Annotated in this window: 10 protein-coding genes; 7 read left to right on the top strand and 3 right to left on the bottom strand. The window is 74.4% G+C overall.

Features of this window, described 5'->3' with window-relative positions; genetic code table 11:
• Window positions 1-164 precede the first annotated feature (164 nt).
• Window positions 165-1,724, bottom strand: a complete 1,560-nt coding sequence (locus tag ACFYS8_RS19920) for a CehA/McbA family metallohydrolase (RefSeq protein ID WP_387642824.1) — start codon at window positions 1,722-1,724, stop codon at window positions 165-167.
• Between the two features lie 433 nt (window positions 1,725-2,157).
• On the opposite strand from ACFYS8_RS19920, the gene ACFYS8_RS19915 reads away from it, so the two are divergent.
• The 7 genes from ACFYS8_RS19915 (at window position 2,158) to ACFYS8_RS19885 (ending at window position 11,338) form a co-directional block, all read left to right on the top strand.
• Entirely contained in the window at window positions 2,158-3,921 is a 1,764-nt protein-coding gene (locus ACFYS8_RS19915; protein ID WP_387642823.1) for an ATP-binding protein, read from the top strand.
• Window positions 3,918-4,325 carry a roadblock/LC7 domain-containing protein gene (locus tag ACFYS8_RS19910; RefSeq protein ID WP_387642822.1) on the top strand — a complete coding sequence of 136 codons (408 nt, stop codon included), beginning with the start codon at window positions 3,918-3,920 and terminating at the stop codon, window positions 4,323-4,325. The genes ACFYS8_RS19915 and ACFYS8_RS19910 overlap by 4 nt, the downstream gene beginning before the upstream one ends.
• Before the next feature lie 13 nt (window positions 4,326-4,338).
• On the top strand, window positions 4,339-4,692 hold the full coding sequence (locus ACFYS8_RS19905; RefSeq protein WP_387642821.1) for a DUF742 domain-containing protein: 354 nt from the start codon (window positions 4,339-4,341) through the stop codon (window positions 4,690-4,692).
• Window positions 4,673-5,290, top strand: a complete 618-nt coding sequence (locus tag ACFYS8_RS19900; protein WP_387642820.1) for an ATP/GTP-binding protein — start codon at window positions 4,673-4,675, stop codon at window positions 5,288-5,290. The genes ACFYS8_RS19905 and ACFYS8_RS19900 overlap by 20 nt, the downstream gene beginning before the upstream one ends.
• Window positions 5,291-5,416: 126 nt before the next feature.
• Complete coding sequence (locus ACFYS8_RS19895) at window positions 5,417-6,862, top strand: cytochrome P450 (protein ID WP_387642819.1); 1,446 nt, start codon at window positions 5,417-5,419, stop codon at window positions 6,860-6,862.
• Between the two features lie 577 nt (window positions 6,863-7,439).
• Window positions 7,440-8,318, top strand: coding sequence for a helix-turn-helix domain-containing protein (locus ACFYS8_RS19890; protein ID WP_387642818.1), 879 nt, complete (start codon window positions 7,440-7,442; stop codon window positions 8,316-8,318).
• A 206-nt stretch (window positions 8,319-8,524) separates the two neighbouring features.
• Window positions 8,525-11,338 carry an ATP-binding protein gene (locus tag ACFYS8_RS19885; protein ID WP_387642817.1) on the top strand — a complete coding sequence of 938 codons (2,814 nt, stop codon included), beginning with the start codon at window positions 8,525-8,527 and terminating at the stop codon, window positions 11,336-11,338.
• 77 nt (window positions 11,339-11,415) lie between these two features.
• On the opposite strand, the gene ACFYS8_RS19880 is transcribed toward ACFYS8_RS19885, so the two are convergent.
• Both ACFYS8_RS19880 and ACFYS8_RS19875 read right to left on the bottom strand, forming a co-directional pair.
• Window positions 11,416-12,126 carry a lytic polysaccharide monooxygenase gene (locus ACFYS8_RS19880; protein WP_387642816.1) on the bottom strand — a complete coding sequence of 237 codons (711 nt, stop codon included), beginning with the start codon at window positions 12,124-12,126 and terminating at the stop codon, window positions 11,416-11,418.
• 127 nt (window positions 12,127-12,253) lie between these two features.
• A complete protein-coding gene (locus ACFYS8_RS19875; protein WP_387642815.1) occupies window positions 12,254-12,937 on the bottom strand; it encodes a class I SAM-dependent methyltransferase in 684 nt (227 codons plus the stop codon).
• Between the last annotated feature and the right edge of the window lie 5 nt (window positions 12,938-12,942).

The raw sequence follows: 12,942 nt of genomic DNA, 5'->3' as shown, positions 1-12,942 counted from the left end.
GACGGTTCCTGCGCTCAGCTCGTGCGCGAAGCCTGCAAAGGATCCGCGCAGCGCAGCGGCTGGTGCAGGCGGCGGGTCATGAGCTGATGTTGCGCAGGGTTGAGGCCTGAGCGCCACCGGCCACCGGTCGAGCGCGTCGACCGGTGAGCCTGGCTGATGGATCGTCAGGAGGCGTGCAGCACAATCGGGTTGGTGAGTGCTGCCATCGGACCCCACGGCAGGTCGGGGCCCATGGAGTTGCCCTTGCCCGGGGTGCCGTCCGGCTTGGGGTGGCGGACTTCGGCGCGGACGTAGGTGGCGAGGGAGGCGGTGGTGCGCCACGTCACGGTGGCGGTGCCGGTGGTGGGGAGGGGCTCCTGGTGGAGTTGGCCCTCGTCGGTGATGAGGCGGACGGTGCCGTTCGGGACGCCGGTGACGGTGAGGCGGACGTCGACGGGGGCGTCGGCGGGGACGGTGAGCCGTTCGCCGATGGTGGCTCGGCGGCCGTGGCCGGTGGCGGTGAACTCGAGCTGGACGGCGGCGGATTCGGCCAGCCAGGTGTGGCCGGCGCGGAGGGCGGTGAGGATGGCGGTGCGGTTGAGGTCGTCGGCGAGGACCACGTTGTGGGGGGTGCCGATGGGCTGGGGGGCGCTGTGGGCGTCGCTGTTGCCGAGGGCGGGGAGCCAGTTGCGGCCCTCGCGGAGGGCGGTGGCGAGGTTGGCGTCCCAGGTGTCGACGGTGGATTCGTCGTCGTACGTCCAGGGGCCGTTCCACACCTCGACGGCGTCGGTGTCCTGGTAGCCGAACTTCCACTGGCAGGCGACGTACGGGCAGTAAGGGTGGGCAGCGACGACGAGGCCGCCGGAGCGGTGGACCTGGCGGGCGAAGCGGGGGAACTGGTCGTCGCGGGCCCGGTAGCGCCAGTCGACGAACTGGCCGGGGGCCAGGCCGAGGGCCAGCCAGTGGCCGTTGCGGGTGGTGATCTCCTCACCGGGGACGATCAGTAGGTCGGGGCCGGCCAGTGGGCCCCAACTTCCGTGCGAGGACGAGGTGTTGTGGTCGGTGGAGACGATGAAGTCGAGGCCGGCGGCGCGTGCCCCGGCGGCGACCTCGGCGGGCAGCCGGCGGCCGTCGGAGTGCACCGTGTGCAGGTGGCAGTCGCCCCGGTACCAGGCGCGGCCGCGGCCGCGGGCCCGCTCCGGCGGGTAGGCGGGGACGAAGGCCGGGCCGGGCGGGCCGAACCGGAGGGTGACCTGAACGGTGTAGGCGAGTCCGGCGGGGGCGACCTGGTAGGGGCCGAGGACGACGTGCCAGGTGCCGGGGTTGATCGGTCCGGGCAGGTAGCCGGGGGTGGCGGTCTCGCGGGACAGGCTGAACTCGGTGCGGAAGCCGCCCGACCACCCGCGGAAGCCTTCGCCGCCGAGGGCGGTGCCGCGTTCGTCGAAGATGCCGATGTCGCACGAGTTGCCGGGTGTGCCGGGCGGGACGGCCGGCCGGTCGTAGCTGTAGGAGACCGCGATCTCCCGTACACCGCGCGGTACGTCGAACGGGAGGTAGACGAAGTCCGGTGCGCCGGTGGGTAGTTGGCCGGTCAGGGTGAGCACCTGGTCCGAGGCGGCGGCGTGCGCCTGGCCGGTGGTGCCCGTCAGGGCGGCGGCGGCGCCGGTGGCCAGGCCGGTGCGCAGCACGGTGCGGCGATCGGTCAACTGGCGGTCGGTGGAAGGGAGATGGGGATCGGCGGGCATGGCGTTCTCCAGAGCGGTCGGCGTCGCCCGGCTGTCTACCCGCCGGGGTGAACCGCCGGTGAGGCGTGGCCCACCGGCAGGTGAGTACTCGGCGTGGTGATGGCGAACCGGTCATGGCCGAACGCGGCTGTAGCACCATCCGGGACGCGGCGCTGAAGGATCGCCGCGCGCGCCGCTCGTCCGGGTGAATCCGGGGCGGGGGGCCGTCGCGGGGTGCGTGGTGCGACAAGTCTGAGAGTCCCGGCGGGGGGCGCACGAACCGTTCGTCCGCGCGTTCGGGAATCCCCTGCTGGAAGGGGTAACTCCGTTGGTGGAAAGGCATTCTGACGGACCGTCAGAACCATTCGAGCCACCGGCTATGCTGCTTCGCGCCCGGGCCCCGCCGCACCGCCCGGACCCGCGTCTCCATCCCTTTGACCGTATGAGGACACCGATGCTTCGACCCGGATCGTCGCCAGGAAACCGGCTGCCCGCAGCCGTACTCGTCGGCCTGCTGCCCGCGGTCGTGACCGGCGTGACGGTGGCCCTCGCGGCGACCGCCGGGCCGGGGCAGGCGATCTCGGGGATTCTGCTGTGCGGTCTGGTGGGCGCCGCGGCCGTGGCGGCGGCAGGGCTCGAAGCGGTGCGCCGGGGCCGGGCGTTGGAGGAGGCGCGCGCGGCCGGCGCGCGGCAGGAGGAGGACGTGCTCCGGCGGCTCGCCCGCCAGCAGGCCGGCATGATCGACCTGGCCAAGCGGGAACTGCCCGAGGCGATCAACCGGCTCCAGCGCGGCGAGTTCATCACCGACGTGCTCCGCTCCTACGAGCAGCGCCACCTGGCCGACGTCGGCGAGGACTTCCACGAGGCCCGGCACACCGTGGTGCGCTCCGTCCTCGACGCCGTCGACAACGAGGAGGCGATGCGCGAGTCCACCCAGCGCGCGTTCGTGAACATCGCCCGCCGCGTGCAGGCGATCGTCCACCGGCAGGCCGTCGACCTGCGCGAGATGGAGATGCGGCACGGCGACATGCCCGCCGTCTTCAACGACCTGCTGCTGCTCGACCACGGCAACGCGCTGATCGGCCGCCTCGCCGACTCGATCGCCGTGCTCGGGGGTGCCCGACCCGGCCGCCAGTGGAGCCGGCCCGTCCCGCTGTACAGCGTGCTGCGCGGCGCCATGTCCCGGATCCTCGACTTCCGCCGGATCTCACTGCACCCGGTCTCCGAGGTCGCGATCGTCGGACCCGCCGTCGAACCGCTGATCCACGCGCTGGCCGAACTACTCGACAACGCCACCCGCTACTCGCCGCCGCAGACCGACGTCCACCTCACCGCCGTCGAGGTGCAGACCGGCATCGCGATCGAGATCGAGGACGGCGGCCTCAGCCTCGGCGAGGAGGGCCGGGCCAGGGCCGAACGGATGCTGGAGGAGGCGCAGTCCGGCATCGACCTCAACGACCTCGGCGAGACCCCGCGGCTCGGCCTCGCCGTGGTCGGCCGGCTGTCCCGCATGTACGGCTTCCAGGTGTCGCTGCGCCCGTCCGCGTACGGCGGCGTGCGGGCCGTGCTGATCGTCCCGCAGCGGTACATCACCACCGCGCCCGCGCCCGCCCGGGCCCACGGCATCGGCCGGATGGCCAGCGGCCACCCGGCGGCGAACCGCAGGACGGACATGCACCCGGGGAACCCGGTGTGGACGCCGCCCGCCGGCGAGCCCGCCACCGAGCCGGCCACTGAGCCGGCCCCGGCCCCCGTCCCCGCCCCGGCCGTCCCGACCCACACGCCGTCCGGCGGATTCGCCGCCGCCTCGGCCTTCCCGGCCGCCGGAGGCTCCGCCGCAGCCCGGCCGCGGGTGCCCGCGCCGTCCCCGTCCCCGTTCCCGTCCCCGCCCCCGTTCCCGGGCGAGGACGACTACCCGGTGGTGACCGAGCGGACCGCCAACGGCCTGCCGCAGCGCCGCCGCCACGCCCCGCCGCTGCGCGGCACGGTCGGGCTCGGCGCCCCCCGGCCTCGGCGGGCCCCCGCACAGGCACCCGCCACCGCACCCGCTCCCGCGCAGGCATCAGCACCCGTACCCGCACCCGCGCCCGTCGCCGAGCCGGTTCAGCCCGGCCTGTGGCTGGCCGCGTTCACCGAGGGCGTCAACGGCACCGCGCCCGGCGCCCCGGCGGACGGCCACCACGCCAGTGAAGAGTCAGCAGGGAAAGGCGAGAAGTGATTCAGCAACGGACCAACATGGACTGGATGCTCAGGGACCTCGCGGAGAGCGTCCCGCACGCCCGGCACGCCATCGTCCTGTCGGCCGACGGCCTGCGGCTGGCCCAGCACGGCACCGACCCGGACACCGCCGACCGGCTGGCCGCGGCCTGCGCCGGACTGCAGAGCCTGGCGCACGCGGTGGGCAGCGAATTCCCGCACGGCGACGGCCGGATGCGGCTGGTGGTGATCGAGGTCGGCGGCGGTTTCTTCTACCTGATGGCGGCCGGCTCCCGAGCGTTCCTCGCGGTGCTCGCCGACGAGGGCGTGGACGCAGGACTGGTCGGCCAGCGGATGCGCGACCTGGTCGCGCGGATCGGCGAGCACCTCACCACACCGGCCCGTACCGGCGAACAGCTCGCGTGAGTCGGCGTCCCCGATGAGCAACCAGGACTGGGAACAGGTCGGCCCCGAGCGGTACTTCGTGATCGGCCGGGGGCGCGACGGGCAGCCCGCCGCGACGGACTTCGACCTGGTCACGCTGATCCTCGCCCGTTCCCGGCCCGAGCCCGCCATGCCGCCCGAGCACGCGGCGATCCTGCGGATCTGCGGCTCGCCGCTGTCGGTGGCCGAGATCTCCGCGTACCTGCGACTGCCGAACAGCCTGGTCATCGACCTGCTGACCGAGCTGTTCGGCGCACGCCGGATCGAGGCGCGCGCCCCGATCCCGCCGGCCGACCTTCCCGACCTTTCCCTGTTGGAGGCAGTGATCCATGGACTTCAGCGGCTCTGAGCCGGTGCGCGGGCCGCGCGAGGCCGACCTGCTCCCGGCCACGGTGGCCGCCGCCGTCAAGGTCGTCGTGGTCGGCGGCTTCGGGGTCGGCAAGACCACCCTGGTCGGCTCGGTCAGCGAGATCCGACCGCTGACCACCGAGGAGACCATGACCGAGGCCGGCGTCGGCATCGACGACCTGGCCGGGGTGGAACGCAAGCGCGCCACCACCGTGGCGATGGACTTCGGCCGGATCACCATCAGCGAGGAGCTGGTGCTGTACGTCTTCGGGACCCCCGGCCAGGAACGCTTCTGGTTCCTCTGGAACGGCCTGTTCGAAGGCGCACTCGGTGCGGTCGTGCTGGTCGACACCCGCCGCCTGGAGGCCGGCTTCGACGTGCTGGGCCGGCTGGAGGACCGCGGCGTGCCGTTCGTCGTCGCCGTCAACTCCTTCCCCGAGTCCCCGGCCTACCCGCTCGACGAACTGCGCGCCGCGCTCGACCTGCCGTCGCACGTGCCGATCGTCGAGTGCGACGCCCGCGCCCGGGAGTCGGGCCGCGACGTGTTGATGGCGCTGATGCGCTACCTGTACGACCTCGCGGCCCAGCCCGTCGGCTGAAGCCCGGCCCGCCGGTTGAAGCCCGGCCCGCCGGTTGAAGCCCGGCCCGTCGGCTGAAGCCCGGCCTGCCGGCTGAAGCCCCACACGTCCGTTGACGCCCTGCACCGTACCGATCGGAGACCTCCCGTGATCCCCGAAGAGCGCACGTACAACGGCGCCGTCCCCCCGCCCGGCTGCCCGGCCCACGGCGCCACCCCGCTCCAACGGAGCGACCTGCGGCGGCTGTTCGGGCCGGAGGCCGAGGCCGACCCGGTCGGCCTGTACGAGAAGCTGCGCGCCGAGCACGGCGACGTCGCGCCCGTCCTGCTGCACGGCGACCTGCCGGCCTGGCTGGTGCTCGGCTACTCCGCCAACCTCACCGCGATGCGCACCCCCTCCCGGTTCTCCCGCGACTCCCGCCGCTGGACCGAGTTCCAGGAGGGCCGGGTCGCCCCCGACTCGCCGGTGCTGCCGGTGATCGCCTGGCAGCCGACCTGCTCGTTCGTCGACGGCGAGGAGCACCGGCGGCTGCGCACCGCCGTCACCGACGGCCTGAACGGCTTCGACCGGCGCGGCATGCGGCGTTACGTCACCCGCTTCGCCGACCAGCTGATCGCCGAGTTCGGCGGCACCGGCCGGGCCGACCTGGTCTCCCAGTTCTCCGAGCAGCTGCCGATGCTGGTGATGACCCAACTGGTCGGCATGCCCGAGGAGTACGGCCCGCGGCTGGTCGAGGCCGCCCGCGACCTGGTCCGGGGCACCGAGACCGCCGTCGCCTCCAACGAGTACGTGGTGGAGTCGCTGCGCCGCACCATGGACCGCAAGCGCTCCGCCCCCGGATCGGACCTGGTCACCCGGCTGATGGAGCACGAGTCCGGCCTGAGCGAGGACGAGGTGCTCCAGCACCTGCGATCGGTGCTGCTGGCGGCCAACGAGACCACCATCAACCTGATCTCCGAGACGCTGAAGATGGTGCTCACCGACGGCCGTTTCCGTGCCCACCTGTCCGGCGGGCAGATGACCCTGCCGGACGCGCTCGACCAAGTCCTGTGGGACGCGCCGCCGTTCATGCTGGTCCCGGGCCGCTGGGCGACCGGCGACACCGAGCTCGCGGGCCGTAGCATCAAGGCCGGCGACATGCTGCTGATCGGCCTCGCCGCCGGAAACGCCGACCCTGCGGTGCGGCCGGACCTGAACAAGCCCTTGTTCGGCAACCGTTCGCACCTGGCGTTCGGCAGCGGCCCGCACGAGTGCCCCGGCCAGGAGATCGGCCGGGCGATCGCCGAGACCGGTATCGACATTCTGCTCACCCGGCTGCCGGACCTCCAACTGGCGGTCGAGGAGGACGAGTTGGTCTGGCGCGGGAACTGGATGTCGCGGCACCTGACCGGGCTGCCGGTCAGCTTCACCCCGCGCAACGCGCTGCAGCCGCAGGACCCGACCACCACGGCCAGCGCCCCGGTGATCTCCACCCCCGTGCCCGCGCCGCCCACCCCGCCCGCCGGGTACGCTCCGCCGGTCGAGCCCGTGCGCGCGGTGCCGGAGCGGCGTCGCGGCTGGTGGGCCGGCCTGTGGGCGAAGCTGGTGGGCTGACACGCGGCCGACCCCGGTGCCGGGGCGTTGACGTCGGCGCGGGGCCCGGGGCGTTGACGTCGGCGCGGGGCCCGGGGCTTGTCCGGCCGATCCTGCCGGGTGCGTGCCGCCGGAACCCCACCCCCAGTCCGCAACGACTGGGGAGACGCGCTGATCCGACAAGATCGGCCGGAAAGAACCTAGTCGTGCGGCATTCGGTGGGCATCGGTCGAATGACCAGTCGCCGTGACCTGCTCCGCCCGCCGGCCGGCCCCGGGTGGGATGGCATCGTCGCAGGTCAGGGCGGGTTTCGGCGGCTTGGCGGGTGGCCGGTGAGTCGCCGGTCCGCGTGGGCGGGCGGTTGGCCGCCGCCGTTCCGGGCGGATAGGAATGCTGTCAGGACGAGGGGGCGCGACGCAGCCCGGACGGAATCCGACCGGTGCGCTCCTCGGCCGCCCCTTCCAGGCTCGGACCGTTGCCGGGTGTGAACCTTCGGAGCACCGATCCCGCACCGGTCGGACGTATTCGAACCTTCACGCGGCGCGAGAGCCGGTCGGGGCCTGTACCGACCTCTGGAACGACACGATGGGACCCTTCCATGCACCACTCGGGCACCAACGCACTCCTGTCCGCCCCCAGCGCTCTCTCGGCATTCGTCCCGGCGCCGCGGCCTGCCCCGGAGGCGGGCTCCGGCGGCGGCATCCTCGACTTGCTGCCCGCATCGGCGGGCGCCGCCGCCGAGCAGTGCGTCTACGTCACGCTGCACCTGGCCGGGCGGGCGGTCCTGCGCCGCCCGCACGCCGAACTGCCCGTCGTACCGGGCGATCTGGTGATCAGTGGCGGTCGGTACCCGGCGAACCTGCTGCGGGGGGCCGACTGCGCGAGCCGGATGTACCGGGTGCCGTGCAAGGTGCTGGGGATCTCCGCGGCCGAGGTGCGGGCCGCCGGCACCCTGCTCGCCCCGGGCTCCACCGGGACCGGGGCGCTGGCCTCGCAGTTCCTCGCCGCGCTGGGCGAACACTCCGACCGCCTCGCCCCGCTGGCCCGGATCCGGCTGGCCCGCAGCACTGCCGACCTGCTCGCACTCCTGATCACGGACCTGCTGGACCAGGACGACCCGGGCCGGGCGGGCGGCTCCGCCGAACTGCTCGCCCGGATCCGGGCCCACATCGAGCAGAACCTGGGCGACCCCGAGCTGTCGCCGGAGTCCGTCGCGGGCGCCCTCTGCATCTCGGTCCGCTACCTCCACCGGCTGTTCCAGCAGGACGGCACGACGGTCGGCCAGTGGATCCGCCACCGCCGCCTGGAAGCCTGCCGCCGCGACCTGGACCGGCCGGCGAACCGCCGGGTGCCGGTGGCGGTCGTCGCGGGTCGCTGGGGATTCATCAGCGCCTCGCACTTCAGCAGGGTGTTCCGCGAGGTCTACGGCCTGACCCCCAGCCAGTGGCAGGGCCGCGCCGACACCCGCCCCGCCTGATCCTCTCCGCGCGCGGAACCGACCTCCCGCGCACTCTCCGCGCGCGGAACCGACCTCTCCGCGCACTCTCCGTGCACAGAACTGGCCTCACAGCGCACTGCGGGGCGTCCGGTGCCGTCCACGCACAGCTGCCGGCGGGTGGCCGGGGCGCCGCGTGGCAGGATGGCCGGGACCAGACGGATCCGAAGAACGACGAGGCCAGCGACGTGACGACCGCCCCTGCCGGCGCCGACCTGAGGGGCCCGCGCAGGCCGTCCGGGGAATCGGCGGCCGTCCGACCCCAGCTGCCGGCGGAGCAGCCACTGCTCGGCCGCGAAGGCGAGCGGGCCAGGATCGGCGAGTTGGTCGAGACGGCGGTCGGCGCGGGCCGGGGACCGTCCGTGCTGGTGCTGACCGGTGAACCCGGCGCCGGGAAGACGTCGCTGCTCGACCAGGCCGCCGAGCAGGCGGCCGCGCGGGGTGCGCTGGTGCTGCGGGCCCGCGGTAGCGAGAGCGAGCACGGGATCGGCCTGGCCGCGCTGCACCAGCTGCTGCGGCCGCTGCTGGCCGGTGCCGGGCGGCTTCCGGAGATCCAGCGCCGGGCCGTGCGCGGCGCGTTCGGCATCGGGGCCCGGGCCGGGGAGCCGGTCGATCCGCTGCACCTGCGGGTCGGTGTCGCGACCCTGGTCGGTGACGCCGCCGTCCGGCAGCCGCTGCTGCTGGTGGTCGACGACCTCCAGTGGCTGGACCTCGGTTCGCTGGACCTGCTGGCCTTCGTCGCGCGCCGGCTGGACGGCGAGGCCGCCGCGCTGCTGGCCGCCGCCCGCGAGGACACCGTTCCGCTGCGGTTCGACCGGGACTTCCCGCAGCTGGCCGCCGGGCCGCTGGACCGGGCCTCGGCCGGGCTGCTGCTGGACGCCCAGCCCGTTCCGCCGTCCGGCCGGGCCCGGTCCCGGATCCTTCAGGAGGCGGCCGGGAACCCGCTGGCCCTGGTGGAGCTCAGCCGTGCCCTCGCCCACGGCCGCGCCGAGTCCGGCGGCAGCCGGACGCTGCCGCTGACCAAGCGGCTGGAGAACCTGTTCGCCGCGGACCTCCCGGATCTGCCGCCGGACACCCGGCGGGCCCTGCTGCTCACCGCGGCCACCGACACCGGCGAGCTGTCCGACGTGGTCGGCGCGGCCGGAGGCCTGGACTGCCTGGCGGCGCTGGAGCCCGCCGAACGCGCCGGGCTGGTCCGCGTCCAGGACGGTCTGCTGCGGCTGCGGCACCCGCTGGTCCGGTCCGCGATCTACGGGGCGGCGTCCTTCACCGAACGCCGATCCGCCCACCTGGCGCTGGCGGGCGCGCTCGGCCACGAACCCGACCGGCGGGCCTGGCACCTGGCCGCCGCCGCGACCGGCCCGGACGCCGAGGTCGCCGACGCGCTCGCCGGCAGCGCCGAACGCGCCCGCAGCCGGGGCGGGCACGCGGCCGCCGCGGCGGCCCTGGAACGCGCCGCCGACCTCACACCGGACCCGGAGCTGCGCTGCCGGCGGCTGCTGGCGGCCGCCCAGTCCGCGATGTTCGGCGGGCATCCGCAGTGGGTGGGCGAATTGACCGCCCGGGTGCCCGCGACCACCGACCGGCCGGAGCTCCGCGCCCAGGCGGGCGTGCACTCCGGCTGGGCGCTCGGCGTGACTCTCCGTCATGATGCGGCCCTGGAGTCCCTGTTGGCGGTCGCCGAGCAGCACTCGGCGACTTTGCCCGGGCTCGCGTTCAACGCGCTCAGCGTGGCCGCAACCTCCGCGTACGCCTCCGGAGACCCCTTCTACCGGTCCGAACTGCGGCGGCTGGCCGAGCCGTTGACGGACGTGCCGGACGCGGTCGGCCGCGCCTGGCTCGCCGCCGCGACCGCCGACCGGGCCCGCGCGCTGGAGCTGTTCGTGGCGGCCCGCGCAACGATGCGGGAGGACGACCTGGGCCACCTCGTCGTCCTCGGCGGCACCGCCTGGTGCCTGGACGAGACGGAGCCCGCCATGGAGCTGCTCGGCCGCGCCCTGGACCAGCTCCGCCGGGCGGGTACGGCCGGCACCAACGCCACCGTCTCGCAGGCACTCGCGCTCGCCCAGTACGAGTCGGGGGCCTGGACGGCCGCGCGCAACAGCACCGAGGACACCCTGTGGATGGCCGCCGAGGCGGGCGCCGACCTGTCCGCCACCGGCACCCGGATCCTGCAGGCCACCCTGGATGCCCGGCAGGGCGACCCGGCGGCCCGGGAGCGGGCCGAGGCGGCGGTGCGCGGCCTCGACCTGCGCCGCTCGCTGGCCCTCCAGGTGCGCCATCGGGTGGCACTGTCGATCGCCGCCACCGCCGCCGGTGACCACGCCGAGGCGTACCGGCAGATCCGGGCCGTGTTCACCAGGGACATCCGGCCCCGGCCGGTGCACTACCACGCCTCGCTGTACTACCTGGGCGATCTGGCGGCGGCCGCCGTGCACGCCGACGAGGCCGCGGACGCCCGTGCGGTGCTGGAGTCCGTCCAGCCCGACCTCGGCGAGGACCGCTCGCCGCGACTGCACGCGATCGCCGAGCGGGCGGCGGCGCTGCTGGCCGAGGGCGAGGACGCGGAACGGCACTTCCGGGCGGCGCTGGCGGATCCGGCCGGGGACAACTGGCCGTTCGAGCGGGCGCTGGCCCAGCTGGACCACGCGGAGTGGCTGCGGCGCCGACGCCGGTCTGCGGAGGCCCGACCGCTGCTCGGCGCGGCGCTCGAGACCTTCCGGCGCCTGGACGCCGGGCCGTGGCGCGACCGGGCCGCCGCCGAACTGCGGGCGGCCGGTGCGGACGTGTCGACCGCCGACGCCGGCGCGTCGCAGGATCCGCTCACCCCGCAGGAACAGCGGATCGCCGAACTCGCCGCCCGGGGGCTGACCAACCGGGACATCGCCGCCCGGCTGTACCTGTCGCCGCGCACCGTCGGCTACCACCTGCGGAAGGTGTTCGCCAAGCTCGGCATCCGGGCGCGGGCCCAACTGCGGGACGCGCTGGGCGGGATCGACTGACCGTCATTCGTTCGGCCGCCCGGAGACCCTCCCCCACAGGGGGTCGCCGGGCGGCCGTTCCGATTCAGGGGCGGCTGCTACTTGCAGGCCCCGAGGTCCTCCCAGACGCCCCACTGGCCGGTGCTGCCGGGCTGTTCGCCCTGGGTCCACCACTTGGCGCGCCAGTTGTGGTTGCTGTAGGAGGCGCTGTCGCCGCCGTTGTAGACCCGGGCCGGGTCCCACGCCGCGGCCGTGCAACTGCCGTTGCCGCCACCGGGGTTGCCGCCGCCGGTGCCGCCGATGTTGACGTCGATGCAGGAGTAGAACGCGTTCGCGGTGTCGGAGACGTTCCACACCGCGAGGACCTTCTGCCGGCCGGTGTAGCTGCCGAAGTTCACCTGGTGGCTGACGTCCGCCGGGGGCTGGGCGTTGTTGCCGGAGAACTGGGCGATCAACCGGTTTCCGATGAAGTACTGCCAGTTCGCAGTGGCGTGACGGGCCGTCAGGTGCCAGCTGAAGGTCTGGGTGGAGGACACGTTGGCGACCTGCCAGCCCTTGGAGTCGTCGTCCAGCTCCGCGTACTCGGAGTGGCCGCCGGAGCAGCTGAACAGGCCCTTCGGGCCCTCGACGCTCTGCGGTTCGTACTTGATCTGCCCGCAGACCACGACCTCGTTGGCGCACTGCGCCTGGCGGCTGGCCGGGTCGGTGACCCAGCCGTGGGCGCTGGCGGTGCCGGCCGACATGGTCAGCCCGAGCAGCGGGGCGACCAGCGCGCCGATCGCGGCGGTCACCTTTCTGTCTGCCTTCATCTCTCTTTGCCTCCTGATGTGGGGTCAGGGCGCGCCTCCCGGCAACCGATCGGGGCGGGGCCGGGAGAGCGGTCATAGGTCTAGACCGGATGCGCCGAGGGAGACGATAGCGGCGTGGCGGGCGCGGTCAAGAGGTCGCGCCGGACGGGTGTTCGGGCAACCCGGGCAGGTGCAGCTGCCAGACCCGGGCCGGGGGCAGGTTCGCCAGCACGGTGCGGCTGCCGGTCGCGCCGGCCCGCAGGTGGGCGGCCACGGTGCGCTCCACCATGGCGTGCCGGTGGAGCTCGGCGCGGGTGGCGAACAGTGCCCGGGCGCGACGGGTGCCGAGGTAGGCGAACCAGGTCAACGTCCCACCAGGGTGCAGAAGTTCGAGGTAGCGGGCCATGATGCGATCGACCTGCGCGGGCGTGAAGTTGGTCAGCGGCAGGCCGGAGACGATCACGTCGTAGCGCCGGTCGGTGGCCAGCTCCTCCACGTACGCCTGGTGCACCGTCACCCGGGTGGCGGCCTGCGCGGGCACCAGGTCGCGCAGCCGGGCGGCGAAGCGCGGATTGGCCTCGACCACGTCCAGGCGGCTGCCGCGCGGGAGTTGGGGCAGCAGGACGCGGGTGACGGCGCCGGTGCCCGCGCCGGCCTCCAGGACGTCGATCGGGTGCGGGGCGCGGACCCGCACCGGGGCGGTCAGCGCCCGGGCGAGGGCCCGGCTGCTGGGGGCGACCGCGCCGGTGGTGCGCAGGTCGCGGACGGCTTCGCGGAGGAACGCCAGACCGTCGGCCCGGGGCCGCGGCGGCGGAATGCTCTGATCGGTCATGCCTT

Origin of the sequence: Kitasatospora sp. NPDC004615, from assembly GCF_042873545.1 — a bacterium.
Lineage (GTDB): Bacteria > Actinomycetota > Actinomycetes > Streptomycetales > Streptomycetaceae > Kitasatospora.
The sequence above is the reverse complement of the archived record's forward strand: the minus strand, read 5'-3'. Positions and strand labels throughout refer to the sequence as shown.

Excerpts from the sequence above, each read along its gene's own strand:
- ACFYS8_RS19915 (WP_387642823.1), top strand. The coding sequence starts at position 2,158 with ATGCTTCGACCCGGATCGTCGCCAGGAAACCGGCTGCCCGCAGCCGTA.
- ACFYS8_RS19905 (WP_387642821.1), top strand. The coding sequence starts at position 4,339 with ATGAGCAACCAGGACTGGGAACAGGTCGGCCCCGAGCGGTACTTCGTG.
- ACFYS8_RS19880 (WP_387642816.1), bottom strand. The coding sequence starts at position 12,126 with ATGAAGGCAGACAGAAAGGTGACCGCCGCGATCGGCGCGCTGGTCGCC.
- ACFYS8_RS19890 (WP_387642818.1), top strand. The coding sequence starts at position 7,440 with ATGCACCACTCGGGCACCAACGCACTCCTGTCCGCCCCCAGCGCTCTC.
- ACFYS8_RS19900 (WP_387642820.1), top strand. The coding sequence starts at position 4,673 with ATGGACTTCAGCGGCTCTGAGCCGGTGCGCGGGCCGCGCGAGGCCGAC.
- ACFYS8_RS19875 (WP_387642815.1), bottom strand. The coding sequence starts at position 12,937 with ATGACCGATCAGAGCATTCCGCCGCCGCGGCCCCGGGCCGACGGTCTG.
- ACFYS8_RS19920 (WP_387642824.1), bottom strand. The coding sequence starts at position 1,724 with ATGCCCGCCGATCCCCATCTCCCTTCCACCGACCGCCAGTTGACCGAT.